Origin of the sequence: Mycoplasma zalophi, assembly GCF_025486335.1 — a bacterium.
Taxonomy (GTDB): Bacteria; Bacillota_I; Bacilli_A; order Mycoplasmatales; family Metamycoplasmataceae; genus Metamycoplasma; species Metamycoplasma zalophi.
In genome coordinates, this window is sequence record NZ_JAOOPZ010000004.1 from 44,671 (window position 1) to 67,364 (window position 22,694).

At 24.0% G+C, this 22,694-nt stretch carries 21 protein-coding genes; 8 read left to right on the top strand and 13 right to left on the bottom strand.

The annotated features are described in order from the left end of the window. Positions 1-4 precede the first annotated feature (4 nt). The 6 genes from yihA to N8G13_RS03065 are packed head-to-tail and all read left to right on the top strand — an operon-like array spanning position 5 to position 6,922. The gene (yihA, locus tag N8G13_RS03040; RefSeq protein WP_262289421.1) at positions 5-556 is read left to right on the top strand and encodes a ribosome biogenesis GTP-binding protein YihA/YsxC; all 552 of its coding nucleotides are present in this window, start codon (positions 5-7) and stop codon (positions 554-556) included. 59 nt (positions 557-615) lie between these two features. Further along, complete coding sequence (locus N8G13_RS03045) at positions 616-2,601, top strand: DHH family phosphoesterase (protein WP_262289422.1); 1,986 nt, start codon at positions 616-618, stop codon at positions 2,599-2,601. Further along, complete coding sequence (gene rplI, locus N8G13_RS03050) at positions 2,582-3,037, top strand: 50S ribosomal protein L9 (protein ID WP_262289423.1); 456 nt, start codon at positions 2,582-2,584, stop codon at positions 3,035-3,037. Before N8G13_RS03045 ends, rplI begins: the two co-directional genes overlap by 20 nt. 17 nt (positions 3,038-3,054) lie before the next feature. Beyond that, positions 3,055-4,452 carry a replicative DNA helicase gene (gene dnaB / locus N8G13_RS03055; RefSeq protein WP_262289424.1) on the top strand — a complete coding sequence of 466 codons (1,398 nt, stop codon included), beginning with the start codon at positions 3,055-3,057 and terminating at the stop codon, positions 4,450-4,452. Positions 4,453-4,481: 29 nt separating this feature from the next. After that, positions 4,482-5,582, top strand: a complete 1,101-nt coding sequence (locus N8G13_RS03060) for a YitT family protein (protein ID WP_262289425.1) — start codon at positions 4,482-4,484, stop codon at positions 5,580-5,582. Between the two features lie 47 nt (positions 5,583-5,629). Next, positions 5,630-6,922: a YitT family protein gene (locus tag N8G13_RS03065; protein WP_262289426.1), complete on the top strand. Its 1,293-nt coding sequence runs from the start codon at positions 5,630-5,632 to the stop codon at positions 6,920-6,922. A gap of 26 nt (positions 6,923-6,948) precedes the next feature. Here N8G13_RS03065 and N8G13_RS03070 read toward each other — a convergent pair whose 3' ends face one another. Both N8G13_RS03070 and N8G13_RS03075 read right to left on the bottom strand, forming a co-directional pair. Further along, complete coding sequence (locus N8G13_RS03070) at positions 6,949-7,416, bottom strand: RpiB/LacA/LacB family sugar-phosphate isomerase (RefSeq protein WP_262289427.1); 468 nt, start codon at positions 7,414-7,416, stop codon at positions 6,949-6,951. 27 nt (positions 7,417-7,443) lie between these two features. Then, positions 7,444-7,911: a Sua5/YciO/YrdC/YwlC family protein gene (locus N8G13_RS03075; protein WP_262289428.1), complete on the bottom strand. Its 468-nt coding sequence runs from the start codon at positions 7,909-7,911 to the stop codon at positions 7,444-7,446. Positions 7,912-7,961: 50 nt separating this feature from the next. On the opposite strand from N8G13_RS03075, the gene mutM reads away from it, so the two are divergent. Both mutM and N8G13_RS03085 read left to right on the top strand, forming a co-directional pair. Continuing rightward, positions 7,962-8,786, top strand: a complete 825-nt coding sequence (gene mutM / locus N8G13_RS03080) for a DNA-formamidopyrimidine glycosylase (protein WP_262289429.1) — start codon at positions 7,962-7,964, stop codon at positions 8,784-8,786. 9 nt (positions 8,787-8,795) lie between these two features. After that, positions 8,796-9,029: a Smr/MutS family protein gene (locus N8G13_RS03085; protein ID WP_262289430.1), complete on the top strand. Its 234-nt coding sequence runs from the start codon at positions 8,796-8,798 to the stop codon at positions 9,027-9,029. A gap of 25 nt (positions 9,030-9,054) precedes the next feature. Here N8G13_RS03085 and N8G13_RS03090 read toward each other — a convergent pair whose 3' ends face one another. The 11 genes from N8G13_RS03090 to N8G13_RS03140 form a co-directional block, all read right to left on the bottom strand. Then, positions 9,055-10,677, bottom strand: a complete 1,623-nt coding sequence (locus tag N8G13_RS03090) for a hypothetical protein (RefSeq protein WP_262289431.1) — start codon at positions 10,675-10,677, stop codon at positions 9,055-9,057. Further along, positions 10,664-11,521 carry an ABC transporter permease gene (locus tag N8G13_RS03095; protein WP_262289432.1) on the bottom strand — a complete coding sequence of 286 codons (858 nt, stop codon included), beginning with the start codon at positions 11,519-11,521 and terminating at the stop codon, positions 10,664-10,666. Before N8G13_RS03095 ends, N8G13_RS03090 begins: the two co-directional genes overlap by 14 nt. Next, entirely contained in the window at positions 11,514-12,350 is an 837-nt protein-coding gene (locus N8G13_RS03100) for an ABC transporter permease (RefSeq protein WP_262289433.1), read from the bottom strand. The genes N8G13_RS03095 and N8G13_RS03100 overlap by 8 nt, the downstream gene beginning before the upstream one ends. Next, positions 12,350-13,720: an ABC transporter ATP-binding protein gene (locus tag N8G13_RS03105; RefSeq protein ID WP_262289434.1), complete on the bottom strand. Its 1,371-nt coding sequence runs from the start codon at positions 13,718-13,720 to the stop codon at positions 12,350-12,352. The genes N8G13_RS03100 and N8G13_RS03105 overlap by 1 nt, the downstream gene beginning before the upstream one ends. A 276-nt stretch (positions 13,721-13,996) precedes the next feature. Beyond that, on the bottom strand, positions 13,997-15,625 hold the full coding sequence (locus N8G13_RS03110) for a hypothetical protein (protein ID WP_262289435.1): 1,629 nt from the start codon (positions 15,623-15,625) through the stop codon (positions 13,997-13,999). 1 nt (position 15,626) lies between these two features. After that, positions 15,627-16,511, bottom strand: coding sequence for a GTPase Era (gene era / locus N8G13_RS03115; RefSeq protein ID WP_262289436.1), 885 nt, complete (start codon positions 16,509-16,511; stop codon positions 15,627-15,629). Positions 16,512-16,518: 7 nt separating this feature from the next. Beyond that, entirely contained in the window at positions 16,519-16,968 is a 450-nt protein-coding gene (ybeY, locus tag N8G13_RS03120) for an rRNA maturation RNase YbeY (RefSeq protein WP_216488226.1), read from the bottom strand. 30 nt (positions 16,969-16,998) lie between these two features. Beyond that, a complete protein-coding gene (locus N8G13_RS03125; protein ID WP_262289437.1) occupies positions 16,999-17,370 on the bottom strand; it encodes a hypothetical protein in 372 nt (123 codons plus the stop codon). Then, complete coding sequence (locus tag N8G13_RS03130; protein ID WP_262289438.1) at positions 17,360-19,390, bottom strand: Mbov_0121 family peptidase domain-containing ABC transporter; 2,031 nt, start codon at positions 19,388-19,390, stop codon at positions 17,360-17,362. The genes N8G13_RS03125 and N8G13_RS03130 overlap by 11 nt, the downstream gene beginning before the upstream one ends. Positions 19,391-19,446: 56 nt before the next feature. Then, entirely contained in the window at positions 19,447-21,651 is a 2,205-nt protein-coding gene (locus tag N8G13_RS03135; RefSeq protein WP_262289439.1) for an MSC_0775 family lipoprotein, read from the bottom strand. 9 nt (positions 21,652-21,660) lie between these two features. Next, a complete protein-coding gene (locus N8G13_RS03140) occupies positions 21,661-22,551 on the bottom strand; it encodes an MAG4940 family membrane protein (protein ID WP_262289440.1) in 891 nt (296 codons plus the stop codon). Positions 22,552-22,694: the final 143 nt, after the last annotated feature.

Consider the following 22,694-nt stretch of genomic DNA (forward strand, 5'->3'; position numbering starts at 1 on the left):
TAATATGTGAAAATTTATTAAATCAGCTAATAAAAAAGATTCTTGATTAGATTCCACAAATAAAGAAATTTTATTTTGAGGAAGAAGTAATGTTGGAAAAAGTTCGCTTTTAAATTCATTGGCACAAAGCAAAATAGCAAAAGTTTCATCAACTCCTGGAAGAACAAAATTAATTAATTATTTTTCAACTGATACAGATAAAATAATTGTGGATTTACCTGGTTATGGTTATGCAAAAATTTCTCAAACAGAGCAAAAAAGTATTTCTAGTATGATTGGAAATTATTTACACGATAGAGAAAATATATATTCTATTAATATTTTAATAGATTCAAGAATTTCACTAACATTAATTGATATGGAAATGATTGAGATGTGTTTGAATTTAAATCATCAAGTAAATTTAATTGTTACAAAAATAGATAAAAGTAATCAAAAAGAATTAAGTAAAACAAAAAAAGACATAATAAATTATTTCCCCTTTTTAAATGTCTTCTATGTCAGTTCTAAAACTAAAAAAAATTTAGATCAATTAAAATCATATTATGAAATTTAGTTTATTGAATTTGTATTACTTGTTATTTTCTTTTATACCTTATAAGGTATAATTTAAATATGAAAAATAAAATAAAATTGCGTTTTAAATATATTTATTTATGAATAACAACAATAATACTTCTTGTTGTTTCTTTTATTTTAATTTTTGCAATTAGTAACATCTTTAAAAATTTTCCATTACTAGGAATTATTAGTTTAAGTATTTTGGTTGCTTTTTCTTTTATCGCAATGATAATTCTTGGTTTTTTAACATATCAAAATTATAAAAATAATGTAATTGTTAAAAGTACTTTAAATCAATATATAGAACAAGAAATAGCAAAAGAAGGTGTTGGAATTTTTGTGTTTAATGAGAGATTAAAAATTATTTGGGTTTCTCATTTTATAAAAGAGAGATTTGGAAATAAAATCATAGGTAAAAATTTAGATACTGTTTTTAATATTGAAACTCTGTCTAAGAAAAATTTTAAAACAACAACGAAATACAATGATTTTTTCTATGAAATTAATTTTTTACCAGAAAAAAATATTTTAATGATTCGTGACGTTACATCATTGCAGAATATAACAACACTGTATGAATCGGAAAAAACTGTTTTTGGGGAAATTGATATTGACTCAATGGATTTATATCAATCAATATATTCTGAAGAAGAGATATTTAAAATTTATAATTCTGTTGTAAAAGTGTTGGATGATCTATCAAAAACATATGATTTCGTTTATAGGCGTTTTATAAATAACAGATTCTTTTTAATAACAACAAAACAAACGTTACAAAATTTCATTGCTAATAATTTTAAGTTTTTTACAGCAATAAATTCAGAAGATATCAACGGTAAAACGTTTAGGATTCCGCTTTCTGTGGGATTTGCATCTGGTATGGAAAAATTAGATGAATTAACAGAAACAACAAAAGATGCTCTTTCTCAATCTCAGTCTAGAGGTGGTGATCAAGTTACCGTTATTTTAAAAAATCAAAAACCGTTGTATTTTGGATCAAAATCAGAAATTGCTTTGAATAGTTCAAGAACAAAAATTTCTTTTATTGCAAAAGCACTTAAAGAAAAATTTAATTCTCATGATATTAGTAAAGTAATAATTTATGGGCATAAAGAAGCTGATTTAGATGCATTAGGTTCTGCTTATGCATTGGCTACAATAGTCAGAGCAAAAAACAAAAAAGCATATATTCAAAACATAACTTTTGATGCAACGTGTAAAAAACAAAAAGATAAATATTTAAAAAATGACAATAGTTTATTTATAAGTCCAAAACAAGCAACAAAATTAAATGATGACTCAACAATGGTTATTATTGTTGATACTGCCGACATCAACAGAATAGAAAATCCTAATGCATTTAAAAATATAAACCCAGAAAATGTTTTTGTTTTAGATCACCATAGAATTTCTAAATTGCCAGAATTTGTTTTAAAACAAAATTTATATGTTGACACAACAGCATCTAGTGCATCAGAAATAGTTACGGAAATATTGGTATTTAGTCAAAACAGTCAATATATTACCCTTCAATCAGCACAAATGTTATTAGATGGTATTTATATGGATACAAATAGATTTCAAAAAACGTCTTCTTCAAAAACTTTTAATGCTGTAAGTTTGTTAGAAGAATGAGGAGCAAGCAGTTCTACAAGTATAGAAACATTAAAAATGACTAAAGAAGTTTATCAAACTGTGTCAAAAATCTTAGAAAATCTTCAAGAAGTTAAGCAAGATTATTTTATTGCAGCATATGACAAGGAAGTAGATAGTGACATAATTGCAATAGCAGCAGAAGAAATTTTAAGAATACAAGGGAGAAAAGCAGCATTTGTTATAGCAAAAATTCCAGGATCTAATAAATACAAAATGTCTGCAAGGGGGATAAATACTAATGTTCAAATAATTGCTGAAGCTATGAATGGTGGTGGGCATTTTGGAGCAGCGGCATCAGTTTCAGATACCGAATCATTAGAGGTATTTGTTGATAATCTTATTCAAGCGATTGTGAGTATAAAAGATGAAAGTAATATTAATTAAAGATTTTAAAAAAAATAAAAAAAATGAAATTATAGAAGTAAATGATGGGTTTGCAAAAAATTATTTAATCAGAAATGGTATTGCACAACCTATTAATTCTTCAACCCTAGCTAATAGACAAAAAATTCTTGATTCATTAGCAGAAAATGAAGCACAAAGAATTGCCGAAGCAGAAGCTTTGAAAGTTGAAATAGAAAAAATTGAATTAAATTTTGAACTTAAAGTTCACACTGAAAAAAATGGAATTAACATTGTTCATGGTTCAATAACATCAAAAGCTATTACAAAAGAATTATTAACAAAGCACAATATAAAATTACCTAATCATTCACTTGATAAGGTATCAATTACTACATTAGGAATTCATGGTGTACCTGTTATTTTACATCCTAATGTAAAAGCATTTTTAAAGGTAAGAATACATGAATCTAAATAAATATGGAGAAATAGGCAATGGAAAAATTTTTAAGTCAAGATGATAAACAAAACATTTTAGACAATGAAATCCCACTTATGGGACTTTTAATTACAAATTCTAAAATTTATAAAGAAGTTGCCGATTCCTTAACAGAAAATTTATTTTACTATAAGGCAAATAAAATGCTTTATCAGTCAATTGTAAATTTATCTGAAGAATATCCAAATTATGATTTTAAAAATCTTTATAACTATTTGATAACAAATAACATATTAGATCAAAATTTAGGAATTGATAATTACAAAAAAAATGATTATTTAGATTTTTTAGTAGAAAACGTAGGATACAAAGAAAAAGCACAAGATTATATAAATGTTTTAATACCTTATTCAAAAAAAATACAACTTAATTTATTAATTGAAAAATCAATTGATAGACTTATAAAGAAAGAAAATATTGATAATATTATTAATAATCTACAAATTGATTTAATTAACATGGATATTTCATCATCTAAATCTCACTATGAGACAATTGATAATGTTCTTAAAGAAAATAAATCACTTTTATTAAAAAGAAGTAAAAATGAATTAAGTACAGGATTAAAATTTGGATTTAAAAAATTAGATGATTTAACCTTGGGATTTAATCCTGGCGATTTAGTTATTTTAGCTGCTAGGCCTTCAATGGGAAAAACAGCTTTTGCTTTAAATATTGCTGCAAATGTTGCAAAACAAAAGAAAAGCGTATTATTTTTTAGTTTAGAAATGACAAATGTTCAATTAGTTGAAAGAATTATAGGATTTGAAAGTTATACACCCCTAAGCGATCTAAAAAAAGGAAATATAGATGAAGAACAATGGTATGCCTTAGAAGAAACTTTTGAAAAAATGAAACAATGACCACTATTTTTAAATGATCAAAGTTCTTTAAACATCAATGAATTAGTTTCAGTTTGCAGGAGATTTAAACAAACAAAAACTATTGATTTATTAATTGTAGATTATCTTCAATTAATAAATGATACAAAAAATTCGGGTGATAATAGACAACTTGAGGTTTCAAAAATATCAAGGAGTTTAAAACAATTGGCAAAAGAATTAGAATGTCCTGTTATTGCTTTAAGTCAGTTATCAAGAAAAGTAGAAAGTCGTGAAGATAAACAACCTATACTTTCTGATCTACGTGAAAGTGGAACAATAGAACAAGACGCAGATAGTGTAATTTTTCTATATAGACCTGAGTATTATAAAAGAAAATCAGCTGAAGATAACTCCTATTCTGATGAAAATAATCCCAAAGACTTTGATGATTTATATGGAGGAATTTCTAGTACAAATGTTATAGTTGCTAAAAATAGAAATGGTGCTATTGGAACGATTAAATTAGGTTTCATGAGTAATTTAAATAAGTTTATTGATGATGAAAGATAAGATAGAAATAATAAAAAGGAGATAAATTAATGAAAAATAAGATAAACCAGCAAGAATGAAATAAAGTTTATAATCCACATAACATTAATTTTTTAAATATTTGAGCCAAATTACCCAAAAAATTACTTCTTATTTTTATTAGCGCTATTTTATTTAATATTGGAGTTGCTACTTTTTTATCAAAAGCAGCTGTTGTTGCAACAGGAACAAGTTCTCTTACTCAAATAATTACATTTACACTGGATTGAGATAAATATTTTGGATACTTTTATGTTTTGATTAATTTGCCGATCATTTTTGTATTTTGAAGAAAAAATCCTCGATTATTTATGGTTTTAACTTGTTATTGGCTATTTTTTCAAGTGGTTAGTCAATTAATATTGGGACAAATTAAATTTATTGATAAATTTTTAACAGAAACAATTACTTTATATAGTCCTAATGGTCATAAGTATTGAAATGCTTTTAATCTTGAATCTTCAAGTGAAGGATTTTATGATGGACAAACTTGACCTATTATTGTGTATTGTATAATAGGTGGGGTTTTAGATGGTATAGCAGCAGCTATAGCATGACGAGCTGGTGGCTGTGTGGCTGGTAGCAATGTTATTGTTTATTATGTTTCTAGGGTCAAAAAAATGTCCATTGGTAAAATTGCATTTATAGTTGCTATGTCATTTGCTGCCTTTAGTATTTTAGTTTTAGGTAGTTTAGAGGTATATGATTTAATACCTTCAAGACCTTGAAAAGCAACTTGAGATGCTGAAAAAAATCCTTTAACACGTTTAATAGTTAGAATTATTTGTACAGTTATTTATATTGGAGTATATTCTTTTGTAATTGATTTAATGTATCCAAAATATAAAAAAGTCAAAATTGAAATATATTCTAATAAAATTGAAAAAATTACAGAACATTTAAAATTAATTAAATATAACCATTCACACAATATATATTATGGAGTTAGTGGTTATAGTCACAAAGATTTTGGAAGAATCGAAACTATAACATTATTTTTAGAAAAAGATTGAGTAATTGGTCAAATAAAACACATTGATGCAAATGCATGAATTAGTATATTACCAATTCATGAAGTAGTTGGTGAATTCGATACTTCATATATTGATTAAAAAAATTATTTTTTGATATAATAAATAAGCAAAATTTAAGGCATAACATGAAAAATATTTTTAAAGAAAAAGATGTTGAAACAACAACAGATGATATTGATCCATTTCATATAAATAGTCACAATTTAACTATTTTAAACACTTGAAAAAAATTCCCTAAAAAATTACTTTGAATGTTCATAAGTGCTTTTTTATTTAATTTAGGAATTGCTACTTTCTTAGCAAAAGCAGGAACAGTTGCTAGTGGTACAAGTGCACTTATTCAAGTAATAACTTATACATTTGAATCTCTTAGACAATATTTTGCAATTTTTTATTTATTAATTAACCTTCCTTTTATTATTATTTTTTGAAAGAAAAATTCAAGGTTATTTATGATTTTAACTCTTTATTGATTACTATTTCAAATAGTAAGTGAATTCTTTTTTTATGGTTTTGACCCTAATAAACCATATGTAATTAGAGATTGATTGCAACATGATTTTAGTATTTATTACACATCATATGATTTAGATGGCACAAAAATTTCTTGATCTGTATATCCAAGTGGAAATTTTTCTGGATCAAGTTTAGTAAATGAATTAGGTCAACCAATTGGATCTGATATAGTTGGTCAATGACAAAATTGAACATTGCAAAAAGATGTTATCAACGAATCAACTCAACAAGTTGTTTTAAAAGCTGGTGCTCATGGCTGAACATATTTTAGAAATTTAAATCCACATTTAAATATGAATGTTGAAACATGACCAGTAATAATTTACACATTGGGTGGTAGTGTATTGGGTGGTTTAGCAGCAGCTATAGCTTGAAAACACTCAGGATCAACAGCAGGAAGTGATATATTTATTTATTACATTTCAAGAGTTAAAAAAATGTCAGTAGGAAAAGTCAGTTTTAGAATAGCTTGCTGTTTTGCTGCATTTAGTATTATTGTGATAGGTATTTTAGAATATACAGGTAGTGTTTTAGATCATCCATGGGATAGTAGTGTTTACCTGGTAAGGTGTATTTCAACAGTATTTTATATTGGTTTTTATAACTTAATAATTAACTTTATTTACCCAAAATATAAAAAAGTCAAAATTGAAATTTATAGTTCAAAAATTAATGATATATGTGTTCATTTTAAAGATATAAATTATTGACATGCATATAGTATAATAAAACAAACTTCAGGATTTACCCAACAGGAAAATTCTAGAATAGAAACAATTGCTTTATTTTTAGAACAAAATGAAATACTTCGTGAAATTCATAAAGTAGATCCTAAAGCATGAATAAATGTCATACCAGTTTTAAATGTAAAAGGAAAATTTAATACTCAAAAAGTTGAATAAAAAACAAGCTTTAAATAGCTTGTTTTTTATTCGCTAGATCCTTCTTCTGTTAGTGTTTCTATTCTTTGAATATGTCTTCCGCCCTCAAAATCTGTTGAATCCCATGTTTTAAACATTTCAAAAGCATTTTCAAGTGAAACTTGTCTTCCACCAAATGCTAAAACATTAGCGTCGTTATGAAGTTTTGCTAATTTAGCATCTTCTAAGCTAGATACTCTGGCTGCTCTTATAAAACTAAAACGATTCAGTGCATAACTTATTCCTAGTCCTGTTCCACAAATACCAATTCCTTTGGCTTCGGGGTGTTTTTTTAAGTAATGCGCTAGTTTAAATCCATATTCAGCATAGCTCACGCTAGTAGAACCTGATTCAGGACCAAGATCAACTATTTGATAACCTTCAGATATTAATTTTTTAGATAATTTATCTTTAAGTTCAAAACCAGCGTGGTCACTAGCAAATGCTATTATTTGATTATTTTTCTTTGTTTCCATACATAAATTTTACAATATATTTTGAAATTATGAACGTAATATTTTTTGAGTGTCTACATCAATTATTAAAGAAGGTTTTTGTGACATTTTACCAAATTTATAAAAATTTGTTACTTCTGGGAATAATATTTTAGCTTCATTAATATTTTTTGCAACTGGAAAACCACTTTTATTGCAACTTGTTACGTAGCAAGGTCCATTTTGTTCTAAAAACTCAAGAAGTTTATCTTGATTTGGCATTCTAAAACCAATACCATTTATTATTAAAGTTACAGCTCCAGGTCAGTATTTTTGAATATAATCTAAAGCATTTTGATTTAAATTTGTAATTTGTTCAACTTGTTTAATTGATGAAACCAAAATGATTATTTTTTTATCTAAATTTCTTTGTTTGAGTTCATATAAAAGATTAATATTATTGTCTTTTACTTTTACTCCAATACCCATAACTGTATCTGTTGTACAAATAAATACATCTTTAAATTTATTATTCATATTATAAAATTATAGTATTTAAAAGCTAATAATAGTTTAAAATATTATATATGCCAGAATTACCAGAAGCAAAAGTTGTAACAAAAGCTTTAAAATCAAGAATTTTAAACAAAACCATTGATAAAGTTGAAGTTTTACAACCCAAATTAATAAAAGAAGCAACAGTTGATGAATTTAGCAGTTTTGTTAAAAATGAAACTATTTTAGATGTTTTTAACATTGCAAAACATATTATTATTCAATTATCTAATAACAAAATTTTAGTTACACATTTAAGAATGGAGGGGAAATATCATTTTTTTGAAACTAAAACTAAAAAACACAAACATACCAGATTAGTTTATTATTTTAATGATAATTCACAACTTCAATATTTAGATTCAAGAATGTTTGGAACTGTTCATTTACGAACAAATGAAAACTATTTGGAAGCAAAACCATTAAATAAATTAGCTCCAACACCTGATAAAGTTAATTTAGATAAATTATATTCAAAAACTTCTAAATCAAGTGTCGCAATAAAAACTTTAATATTGAATCAAGAACTAGTTTCAGGAATTGGAAATATTTATGCAGATGAAACACTATTTGCTTCAAAAGTCTTTCCTGCAAAGCCCTCATTAAACATTTCTAAATCAAAATTAAAAGAAATTTTACAAAACGCAACTTTAATAATGGATAAAAGTTTTGAATTAGGTGGTTCTACTATAAATAGTTATGAGTCTTTAAATAAACAAGAAGGACAGTTTCAAAACTTTCTTAAAGTACATACAAGAGTAAATAAACCATGTTTAAACTGTAATACAATCATAAAGAAAATAAAAGTTAATGGTCGTGGAACATATTATTGTCCAAGTTGTCAAAAAGAAAGTTAAGGAGTAAGTATGAGAGTGATAGATTTACATGGATATACTGTACAAAAAGCAACTGCATCAGTTTTAAACGCTCTTTTTGAATTTGATAATAATGATTATGAACATAGTTTAGAAATAATCACAGGTAATGGCACTGGAAGTTTAAAATTACTAGTTGCTGATATATTAGATAAAGAAGGATATTATTGGAGATATAATAATTTACAACAATCATCAATTATTGTTTTGAAAAATAAGTTTTAAAAAAATCAGGGATTGCCTGATTTTTTTAACTCTTAATACTTTTGTAATTATACGCACTAATTGCTGTTCTTAGTTGCGTATCAATTATTTGATAAATATATACATTATAATCTTCTGATTGATCTGGTTGATCATATAATTGTATTGCTACTTCATCTGTGCCAAAGTATCATTTTTTAATAAAATTATATGTAGCTTTTAGTGTTGGTGTATAATTTACATAATCAAAATTGATAATTTCTGTGTATTCAACTTCTCCAAAAGCGTTTGCAAATTGATCTGCTCAAGCATCTTCATCTTCTAAATGGAGATCTCAAATTTTTTGAATAATATTTTTGTCTAGATTTTCATCAATTCTGTTTTGATTTAAAATATCATAAATTTTTTTAGCAATAGAATTTTCTTCTAATTTTGTTTTTGATTCATTTACTAATGATTTTAAAGTTTCTAAATATGATAATTCATATTGTTGTTCAATTTTTTCAACTGGTTCATTTGCGTCAAGTTTATTATAAAGTTTATTTTTAAGTTCTAAAATAAAATCATTTGATTGTTGTGCAGTTAAAGATTTTGCTTGAATTCATACATCAACTAATAAGTAATTGTTTTTTGGACGAATAAATCTAATATCTCCATCATCAGCATCACTAAAATTATCACTTGAATAATAAGCATCAATTGCATCACCATTATATAAAATAGCTGCATCTGCCTTATTTAATTTTGGTTCTATTAAAGTGTTTAAAAGTTCTAAACCATCACCAATTAAAAAGTTGTGTTTTGTATCGCGAATGTCAAATGTTGTAGTATCTTTTATAAATTTATTAAATCCATCAATTGCTTCAGTATAATTCATGAAATTAAATTGTTTTAATTCTTTTGTTTTTTTGTCAATTCAAGACCCAGGGTTTTTGTATTCTTCATAAAAAGCACCAATCATTAAATTATCATAATATGCATTATTTCAACCAAAATTTGTATATCCATGTTCTTTTAAAGTTTTCATTATTCCAAATCATGATTTGTCTTGAAACTCAATTCCATTTTCTTTTTCTTCTTCTGTTAATTTTATGTGTGGACGGAATTTATTGTTTATATTATAAGCAATCACTTTATCTTGTGAATAATAGGGAACTACGTATTCTCAAAAATGATCTTCTTCTTTATCACCATCAACATCATATGTATTTTCTGTTAATAATTTTTGAGGGTATTTAGTTTTTATTAAACTTAAAATATAATTATCGTAAACAATTAAATGATCAATAATTTCTTTACGAAATATATTTTCTAACCCATTTAAAACATTATTTTCAATATTGAATAATAATTTGAAATCAATTTTTTTGATTTTATCGTCAATAATTAACTGTGCAGCTTGGAAATCACTTCCCACTCCAGCTATTGCTTTTTCATTATTTAAAGCAGTTGTAAATTCATTTATGTCATTAAAAACTTTGTAATTATATTTTGATTTAAATTCTTTAATAATAGAAGGTTCTAAATATGAACCGTAATTATAAATACTTGGTTTGTATCCTGTATCCAATTTTATTGTTATAGCAAAAGCAACAGAAATAACTGAAATAAGACCTAAAATAATTCCAGAAAATAAAGTTATTATTTTTTTAACTTTACTTTTTAACATTTTCAATTTTCCTATTTCTATTTATAACTTTTTTAAATTTTTCTTGTGTTGCTTTTAAAAAGTGAGTTTTGGTTAAAATATAAAAAATATTTGCTGCTATAACTATTAAAAGTGAAATAGAACCAAGTGCTAAACTTCATGCTTGGAATTGTCCTTCATAAAGTTGAGTTCCTAGTGTTTCAGTGTTTGAAACTATTCTTGTAATAATAAAGTCATCAAAACTTAAAACCATACTGATTACAAAAACAAATCCTATACTACCTAACATGTAAATAAAATAAGTTTTAAATCAGGTTTTTATTTTTGAATATCCTAAATCTTCTGAAGCTTCAAAAATATTTTTTGAAAATTTATCTGATTTAGGTAACATAATCATAATAGCATAAGGTAAAATAATTACCACATGAGAAACTATAACTCTAATAAATCCTTCATTTGTAGCTTTTAAAACTCCAAAAAATGAGGTTAAAACAATTGCTAGAGTAAGAGCGGTGACAACATCACTATTAATCATCGGTATATTTGATGATGATTGAACATATTGTCTTGAACGTTTATTTTTTTGTCTTCAAAGTCCAAAAACAGTTAATAAAGCTAATATTATGACAATAATTGAAGTAAATACTGCAATTAAAAATGAATTTATAAAAGCTGAAAAATGACTTTTTGAAAATAATTCAGTATAAGCTGCAAAGGTAAATTTATTTCATGTTGTTACACTGAAAATCCCTTTATCACTGGGTGAATTAAATGAGTAAATTGCTCCAAAAATCAAAGGAATGTAAAAAATTAAAATAATTATTCCTATATATGATTTTTTTATATAAGTAGTAATCTTATTCATTGTTACTCCCTTTATAACGATATTTATTTAATAATACTGGTATTAAATAAATAATTCCATATATAGACATAAGTACCAATAAAGTAATTAAAACAAGAGTTGAAGCATTTGCTAAATCAAAAGGATTTGAAGCATTTGCAAAATTATTAATTAAATTACCAATTAATTGATTTTGTGAACCATTTGGTAATAATCTATCACTTAAAATAATAGATGTAGCGGTTATTAAAAATACCAAACTAAATCCACCTAATATTGCTTTTAAGGTGTATGGAATAACTACTTTTAACATAGTTTTAATTTTTCCATACCCAAGATCCTGTGAAGCTTCTATTATATTAGAAGGCATATTTTTTAAGACTTGATAAAGTGGCATAATAACAAAAGGAATATATAAATAAATAATTCCTAATATTAAAAAAGCTTCATTATTTAGCGAATTTTCATCAAAAATTACTGAAAATAACCCTCTTATTGATAATGCTTTTGAAATTGTAAAAATTAATAAAGGACTCAAGATTAAACTTAATCCAATATTTTTAGTTACATTAGATTTTGATGTTGCAATTATATATGCATATGGAAACCCAATTAATACACACAAAAAACCACCAACAAAACCAGTTCAAATACTTCTTCACATAATAATTCACGTAGTTTTTGAAGAAGCTATTTCTCAATTATTAAAAGAATTGTTTAAAGGAGTAAAAGCTTTAATAATTACTAATATTAATGGCAAAATTATAAATAAACCACTGAAAATAACATAAGGTAAAATCAAAGATAATCTTAAATTTAAACCTAGTTTATTTTTGATTTTTTCTACCATTATATAAGTTCTTTATCCCATTCTTTTGTGTCTTTTGCCATTATATGAATTGCATCATCATCTCAAGAAAGATATACTTTTTGTTCTTCTGAAAATTTATTTATGGTTTCAACGTAAAGAATTTTATTATTTACCTCAACATCTATGTAGTAGTAACTTCCCTTATAAACAGTTTTTTTAACTATTCCTTCTAACTTAGAATTTTTATCTAACTTAGAAATTAAAATATCTTCAGGCCTAATTAAAACATCAACATTTTCATTTTCTTTAAATTCTGTATGAATTGTATCAAACACTTTACCCATAAATTTTACTTTGTTTTTTTCGATAAAAACAGCATCAAAGAAGTTACCATCCCCTATGAAGTTAGCAACTCATTTATTTTTTGGATAATCATATAATTGGTGTGGTGTTGTAAATTGTTCAACTTGACCATCTCGTATAACTGCAATTCTATCGCTTAATTGTAAAGCTTCATCACGATCATGAGTTACAAAAATAAATGTTAAATTTAATTTTTTTTGTAAATTTCTTAAAAGAATTTGCATTTTTTCACGTATTTTAGCATCTAATGCACTTAAAGGTTCATCAAGTAAAAGAATTTTAGGACTTATAACTAAACTTCTTGCAAGTGCAACTCTTTGTTTCATTCCTCCACTTAAGTTTGAAATTTGTTTTTTTGCATTTCCTTCTAGACCTACAAGTTTAATTATTTCTTCAACTTCTTTATCCATTTCAGCATTTGTAATTTTTCTGGTTAAGTGTTTTTTTTCATAATCTTCTGTTTTAAGGTCAACATAGTTTTCTCAATATGAGTATTGAAAATCACTGTCGTCAATTCATTTTTGAATTTTTGCTTGTTTTTTTGTTGATAATTTAGTATTTTCTAATTCTTTTTCATATTGAGTCATAGTTTTGTCTAAATTTTTCATTTTAGATTCAGCTATTTTTTTTCAATCTTTTTGTTTTTTTTGTAAAGTGTTAAAATATGATGTATTTACATTTTCTCTTGGTTTTCTTTTTAGTCTTAAACCATATTTAATGTTGTTTTCAACATTTAAATGTGGAAAAAGTGCATAATCTTGAAAAATTGTAGACACATCTCTTTTGTGTGGGGAAAGATCTTTTATATCTTTTCCATTATATTTAACTTCACCACGTGTGGTTCATTCAAAACCACCAATTATTCTTAAAATTGTAGTTTTACCACTACCACTTGGACCTAATAATGTAATAAATTCACCACGATTAATACTTAAATTAATATGGTCTAAAACAGTTTTGTTTTCAAATTCTTTAACTACATCAACAAGTTCAATGATAGGATATATTTTTTTATTTTTTTCATGAGTTTTGTTATTTATTTCCATTGTACTTCCTTAATATATTTTTTAATACAAAAGTGAAATTAAATCATTTTTAAATGACTTAATTTCTAAATAACGAGGGCAGAATTATAAATATACTGAGTGTATTCAGTATTTAATCATTTAAGAGTGCAAAAAGTCAAAGTAAAAATATTGACAAAAAAAAGTCACATAGTATTATTTACATTTAATTTAAGTTTTTGCCTCTTTAACATATTATAAAAATTTTAGCATAGTTTTATGTTTTTAAGGGTTATAAATTGAAAATTTATAAGTAAATTATGAATGAGTTTTTTCAAAGTATTTTTTTATAACTGTTGATTTAACTTCTTTATCTAAAGGAACATAAAATGAATAATAAATATCTTCATCAATATTTATGTTATATATATTTTTTGCTTTTATATCTACTTCTTTATTTTCATCTAAAAAATAATAATCTTTAAAAAAATTAAATTCGTTTTTTATTGTTGGTGTATAGTTTACATTATCAAAATTAGATAACATATTACTAAAATCAAAATCTTTAAATTTTTCAAAATTTTGAGTAAAAAATTCAGTATCTAACTCAGAAATAGTCTTTGGTATATTATTTGTAAATAATTTACTTCTTAATGATTCTTTGTTATCAAAATTATTTAATATATTGTTATAGTAAGCTGAAACAAGTTCATTATATGAGTAACCAATTGTATCAAAAACAACTTCTTTTAAATATTTTAGCATTGCATCTGAGTCACTATCACTTACAGATTTAGAAATTATTCATGCATCTAATAAAATCATGTTATTTTGTGGTCTTATATAGTCTACATTTTTTCCGTCTTCTAACATACTAAAATTATCATTTGAATAATAACTATCCAAAACATCACCGTTATACATTAAAGCTGCATCTAATTTTTCTTTACTAGGATCGATTAAATCGTTTACAAGTTCAAGTCCATTTGTTGCTAATTTGTTAAATTTTGTTTCCAAAATTGAGTGATGAGTAGTTGAAAATACAAATTCTTTAAAATATTCAATTATGTTATCAATGTTATTTAAATTAATGTTTGCGAGTCCATTTTCAGTTAAATAATTATGTTTATTTTCTTCTGATGCAAAATATTGTCCTAACATTAAATTATCATAATAAACATTGGTTCATCCAAATTTATGATAACCTAAATTATAAAGAGTTTCGTAAATATTTTTTCATGTTCTAGAATTAAAATATTTTTCTGAATTTCAGTTTGTTATATGTGGTCTTGAATTTTTATTTATGTTGTAAGCAACAACTTTATCTTGAATAAAGTAAGGTATTAAAAATTCATAAAAATTATCAATTCCTTCCTCTGAATCCACTTCAAACCCTAAAATATTTTCTCTTGAATTTTTATTGCTTAAATTTTCATTTTTGTAATATAAAAAAGGTTTAATTACATGATTAAAAGAATCTCTGTTTTTATTGTTTTCAGGATTAATTTCAATTATTTTATTAATAATTCAATTTTCATATTTTTCAATGTGTGAATTTGTTATATCAGTAAAAATATTTTGTATTTGTTGTTTTTTTTCTTCTCTATTATTTGATAAATTATCAATTAGAATATTTCAGTTTATTTTTTTAATTTTACCTTCTAATACTAAATTAGCAATTTGAAAATCACTTCCAACACCACCAACAGTTTTCCCTTGTTCTATATCCTTTGTAAACACATTTATATCATTAAACACACGATATGAATATTTTTTGTTTATTTTTGCAATAAGTGGTTTTGATAAATATGATTCATAATTATATATACTAACTAAATAAGGTGTTTTAATTTTAAAAATAACAGCAGTAGTAATGCTTGCTGTTAATAAGGTTAAAAATGTAAAAAGAAGTATTTTTTTTAAAGTTTTAAACTTTATGAGTTTCATGTTAATATCCTAATTTTTTAATTTGATCTTCTTTATCTACTCAATTTTTATTAACTTTTACTTTAATTTCTAAAAATATTTTATGTGAAAATTGATTTTCTAGTTTTTTTCTAGATAACATAGATATTTTCTTTATCATTGTTCCATTAGCACCAATGATAATTCCTTTTTGTGATTCTTTTTTAGCAAAAATCGTTGCTCTTATAACATATGGTCTTCCATCTTCTTGTTCTGTAAATTCATCTATAACAACAGCAATTGAGTGAGGAAGTTCTTCTTTTAAATTTAAAAATGCTGTTTCTCTTATTGTTTCTTTCGCAATAAAACGCATTGGTAAGTCTGTTAAATATTCGGGATCATAATAAGGTTCAGAGTCTTCTAAATTGTCTGCATATTCTTTTTTGATAACTTCTAAAATATCTTCATAAGTTGTATCAAATCCAAATCCTACCGCCATGACAGTGTCAAATTTATATTTTAATAATTCGCTAGCTTTATTTTCAATTTCTTCTTTTGTAGCTAAATCTATTTTACTTATAATGGCAAACTTATGTTTGATGTTTTCTAGTTTTTTCATGATGAATTTATCACCATTTCCAATTTCTTCATTGGCAGGTTGTAAAAATAATACTAAATCTACATCTTCTAAACTATCATAACTAGCTTGATTTAATTTTTCATTGAATACATGCTGTGCTTTATGTATTCCTGGTGTATCAATAAACACTAATTGATAGTTATCATCAGTGTAAATCCCTTTAATTTGATCTCTTGTAGTTTGTGGTACATTTGTAATAATTGATAAATCATAATCAATTAATTTATTTAATAACGTACTTTTTCCTGTGTTTGGTCTTCCTATTATTGCTATTGTACAGACTTTCATATTTCTCCTAACGACTTATGCTTAATTTTTCCATAATTGCATCCACGTGCTTATTCATATTTGCTTCTTCTTCAGGTGTTAAATGATCAAAACCAAATAAATGAGCAATTCCATGGCAGAATATGTAGCAAAATTCTCTTCTTATGCTATGGTTATATTCTTTTGCATGCTCTTTTATTTTTTCATATGAAATAATTATTTGCCCTAGTGGTCTATTATCTAAAAAATTTAATGACATGTCATCATCAAAAGGAAATGAAAGAATATCTGTTGGATAATTTTTGTTTCTGTATTCTTGATTATATAGTTGAATTTGTTCGTTATTTACAATTAAAATATCAACATCAATATCTTTTTCAGAATTAAATTCTTCTTTTGCAAGATCTAAGATATTTTGGTAGTCTTTTTTGTATCTAAAACGATAATTTGTATCATTTGTAAATAAAATTCTATTCATAAATTTTATTATATAAAAATAATGTCATAATTATCTAAAAAATTTAATAATTTCAGTGAAATTTGTAATTTTTAAATATACATTTGAAAACTTAAAAAAATATGCAAAATTTAAAAATTTAATCTTGAATATAAAATAGCCTTTTTCTCCTACTGTAATGCTTAATAATTTAGCAAAAATTTCTTTTTCATTAATTTTTAATGTAATTGTGTCATTTATTTTAAAAAAATCATTTAAATTCAAATCAGTTTCAAAAATAAGTTGTTTATTGTCAATTATTTTTATCTTTTTGTATTCAAAATTTAACTTTTGAAAAAATATTAAAAACAAAATAAGTGAAAACAAAATAGATATTGTTATGATTAGAATTAAAATTTCTAACTTAGAAAATTTAAATTTCATTTAATTTAATAAGATTTTCATTAAAAATATATTTTTTTGAGTGAGAAACTTCAATAGTATAAGTATTTTTTAAATGTTGTTGAAGAATTATTTTAAGATTATTGAAAATTTTTTCATCTAAATGTTCAAATGCTTCATCTAATAAAATTATTGAATAATTATTTGCAAATATACTGAAAACATTAACTATTGCCTGTTGTCCATTGCTTAAATTGGTGGCATTATTTTCTAATGTTGTATCTAGTTTTAAATTAACATAATCAAGAATATTTTGTAACTTATATTTTTTAAAATTAATATAAAATTGATTTTCTAAACTAGTATTTTTTAAAGTAATTTGTTCAAAAATATTTTTTGCACTAAATAAAATATTTTTATTTAGATATAAAACTTTTTCGTATATTTCTTCATTATTGAAATTTTTAAGTTCTATATTATTAATTTTTATTGAACCTTGATAGTCATAGTGTTTCGCTAATATTTTTAAAAATGTAGTTTTGCCTGTACCATTTTGTGACTCTAAAGTTGAATGTTGCAAAAGATTAAGTTTATTTATTTTTAAAAATTTAACACTTGGAACGTATCCAAATTCTAGGTTTTTAATTTCTATGCTATTGCATTTTATAAAATGTAAAAAAGGTTGAAAATTATTAGTTGTATCTAAATTTAAAATAAAGTTAATTTTATTTAAATTAATTTTGTAAGTTGTATATTGTGAAACAATTAAAGAAAAACTTAAAATAGGATTTAATAAATAATTATAAAATGTGCTAAAAATAATAAGTATTCCTAAGTTTATATCTTGCTTGTAAATTACTTTAATTCCAATAAACATAATTAAAACTGGTGTAATTTGCATTGCTAAATTTATTAATTTATCTTTTGATAATATATTTTGGTGATAAGTATAAGATTTCAATAAGTATTCTTTATTTATTTTTACAAAAGATTGAAAATTATATGTACTATTATATAGATTTTTGTTTTGGAAAGAATTTAAAATTAAATTTAAAAAGTTATTTATATTTTCTTCAGATAATTTTATTAGTTTTTCATATTGCGGTTTATTTAGAAAGTTAAATAAAAGCGAAATTAATAATATAATAACTAATGAAATTAAAGCAATTAATGTTAGATAAATATTGAAATATCATAAAAAAATAATAGATATTATAAATCCAAAGCTTTGACTAAAAATTATCAATAAAAATTGTGATTGATATTGTGCAATTGCATTAACTAAAAAAAAGCGACTTAAAACGTCAGATTTATCTAATTTATTTAAAGAAATTAAATTAGCATTGAGTAATTTTTTTATAAATACTTCAGTTATGTTGTTTATTAAATTAATTTGAATTTTATTTTCGATCATCGAGAGTGAAAAATTAATCAAGATTCTTGAAAAAATTACTCAAAAACTAACAATAAATATTGTAGTAATTAAATTTTCATTTTTTAGAGATAAAGCATTATCAATAATTTGTTTTGCAAGATAAGAACTAAAAATATTTAAAAGAAACACTACAATGGACAATATTATTGAAAATAATACTAACTTTAAATTATTAAATACTGAAAAAATAGTATTCTTTTGAAAATTATAAGAAATAGTTCTATTGCCTTTTTCTATATTTAAAATAACATTTAGGTATTTTTTCTTTAATTCTTGTACATCAATTAAATATTTTCCTTTTGCAGGATCTAAAACTTCATATTTATTGTGATCTTTTTTAACAATAATTATGTAATGTAATAAATTATTGTTATTTACTAATACAATTAATGGTTTTGTAATTTTTAGCTGCAAAAAACTGTGAAAATCACCTTCTAGTATTTTCATATCTAAATTATTATTGTATGCAAGTTGCTGCATTTCTATTAAATTTAAACCATTTTGAGAATAATTAGCTTGAGTTTTTAAATCATTTATATTTATTCATTTTTTAAAATAGTATTTATAAAATGCTTGAATGCAAACAACTCCGCAATCTTTTATATCTTGTTGTAGTTTTATTTTCATTACTATTTAAAGTAAAAAAAAGTTAACACTTAGAAAAAAATGTTAACTTTTTGTATTTAATTTTCGTTTTGAGATTTTTGTAATTCGAATAATTCTTCAAGGTTAAATGAAAATGACTCATCACCTCTTATTTTAAATAAAACGTTAGGATTTACAAATCCATTTCTTGTTTCTTGTTCACTCATTGGATTAGAAATTCAAGTAAATTCTCCAGCTTCTGTTTTTGTTTTTTTACCAGTAATAGGATCTACTTCATAAGCAACTGGTTTTTTACCAAATGATTTAGCAAATACTCCATCAACACGAATGCTTGTAGGATTATTTCTTTTTTCTACACTGTAACCATTAACACGTTTTTCACGAGTTGAAGAAACATTTGTAAAGAAATTATTTTCATTGTAGTTTTTGCTTGTGTTGTTATATACAGTAATGTGAACGTGAGGCATTCAACCACCATTTGTGTCTGGACTACCTAAAAATCCAATAACTTGCCCTTTTTTAACTACTTTTGGGTGTGCTGGATCAATATTATCTGCAACAACATATTTTCCATTACCTGAAGTGTAATTTAATGGTGTTATTCCTATATCTTGACTTAAAGTTCTGTTACTATCTAAGTGAATAAATCCAATATACATTCAACCATCTAGATTATCGTCTTTTATTTGAAAGTGTTTTTCAAATTCCGCTGGTGTTAAATTTAATGCTGATTTTTTTACTCTCATCATTAAAGTTGTTCCAACTGATGATGCATCAGCTTTTTCTGAAGCATCATATTCTCTATTAAATATTCCAATAATTTCACCATCATATGGAGCAACTATTGGTGTAAATGAAGGTGCTAAATAATCTTCTCCAACGTGTAAAAAGTTAGGTACAGAAGTTTTAGCAGCATAAACTGATCTAGTTGAATCATATCCACCTGATAACATATGTGTACCAAAGATATTGTAAATTGATTCATTTACTTTTGCTAAGTCCTCACGAGTTAAAGTATCTATTATAAAGTTATATGCATTAATATTTTCTTTTACAAAGTTATCTTCAAATGGGTTTGTGTAGTTTCCTACTCCAACTTTTTTATCAAAATCATAAGTTTTTTCACTAATTTTAGCTTGGAATTTTAATAATCCATTTCTTAAGTCTATTGGAGTGTATGAAACGATTTTATAAACAGCATCTTTATTATTTGAATAAAAAACAAAATCATTAGCAGTTAAATTCATAAAATCAGCATTATAAATGTTGTTATTTTTTATTGAATATAAAACATTATTGCTTAATTTTTGATCTAAAAATACATTTTGTCACTCTTCATTTAGTTGAATTTCTTTATGAATTGTAAATCCTACATTAGTTTTACTTTCTTCTGTTAATTCTTTGCTTCTTCTATCTTGTTCAAATAATCCATTTGCAATTCTTATTGATAGAGTAATTTTATTTAATTCTTGATTATTTGTTAAATCAATTTCATTTACAAAAATATTAATTCCTTGACCTGGGTATTTTTGTTTTAAAGCATCTAAATTAAATCCACTAAGTTTTATTATGCTATTTAGTTGTTTAGTTGATAATTCATTAATGTTATATTTTTTTAGTAATGCAACAAATTCATCTTTTTTAGTATCATCAAAAACTACTTGAATATTTTCGTTGGTAATTTGTTGTTGCAATTCTTGATTTAATTTATCTACTTCTTGATATTTTTTAATATCACTAGCTTTTAATTTAATTCCTTTTAATGTAAATTCTACTTTGTGTTCAGTAAATAATTTTTTGTTATTGTTTTTAATTTCAGCAGGTACAAGAACCTTAATTGGTAAAATCACGTTGTGAATATTTGCTGAATCTACTCTAATATTATGGTAATCAAATTTGTAGTTTATTTTATTTACAAATGATTGATCTATTTTTAATTGATTTACTAATATTTTTTTAAATGCATCAAAATCAAAATTAAAATGTCTTGGAACATAATCGTTTTTTGAAAAATCAGTAAATTCAATTTTAGAAGCATCTGCTCCTTCAGTTTTGAATTTAAAAACTTCATTTGTTTTATCGTTGTATTTAAAATAATTAGCTACTGGTTCAAAATGAAATCCAGAATTTAATTGACTAAAAACATTGTTATTTTCATTTTTTGTAGTTTCATTTATGTCTGTGTTATTTGTGTTTTCTGTTTTTGGGTTCGCACAGGCCGCCACTGTAAATGGTAAGGTTAATGTGGGGATTAATAATAAATTATAAAATTTCTTTTTCATACTTTTTCCTTAAAAATTTATTCCTGCTCCTGAATTTATAGTAATTTGCGCAACCATTAAACCAAATATTAATGGAATTGTTATGCTTAAAGATGAAGTAATTGCGAAACTTCATGAGTCTTTAATAATATTCTTTTTATTTATTAAATTTTTTTGTTGTTTTATTAATTGATATAAAGAAAAAATCGCAGTCATTATAAAATTAATAAAAGTAAAGAATATATGAAACGCATAATATCCAAAATAAGATGATATGTAAATTGTAAATGCAATAACAGCAAGTGTTAAAAACATTTTATCATATGGAGTTGCTCCATAATTTGTTTGGTTTACATAGTTTAAAAGTGGTACTGTAACAGTAAATAATGAAATAAATATTGCTTCTTTAATAACAAAATATTTGGGGTTATTGTTAGCTTTATTATTTATTTTAAATATGTTTAAAAGACTCATTTCTTTTAAATTATCAAAATACTTTTCAACATCTTTAAAAAATTGTCTTAGTAAATAATATAAAGGTATAAAGGTTATAAAACCAGCTAAACCACCCAAAAGTTGTCCGCCAATTAAATATCAAACACCAGTAAAAATGGGTTCAAATGTTTTCTTAGTTACATCTACACCTTGAAGCATTGCTTGCAGTAAAACCACAATAGGGTTTGCTAAAGCAAATGATCTTCTATCTGATAAAAAGAAACTTCATGATCAAGGAATAATAAACATTAAAAATGTTGCAAATGTAAAACCTAATGTCATGTACAATTTATTATTTTCTTTTTTATTTAACTTTGCAAAAAATATTCAAAGTGTTACAAAGAAAATTAATGTATAAACAGCAATAAATTCATACATAAAACCAGTTGAATTTCAACTTTTGGTTAATAATTGTTTTGGTGTCATTTTTTCTTTCCTCCTATTTTTTATAATAATAATTATAATTTATTAAAAAATAAAAATATTTTAATACGGAAAAAAATGATAATTTATCTTGAAAAAAACAAAAAAATCAAAAATAACGTTTAAAATAATGCTATTTTTGATTT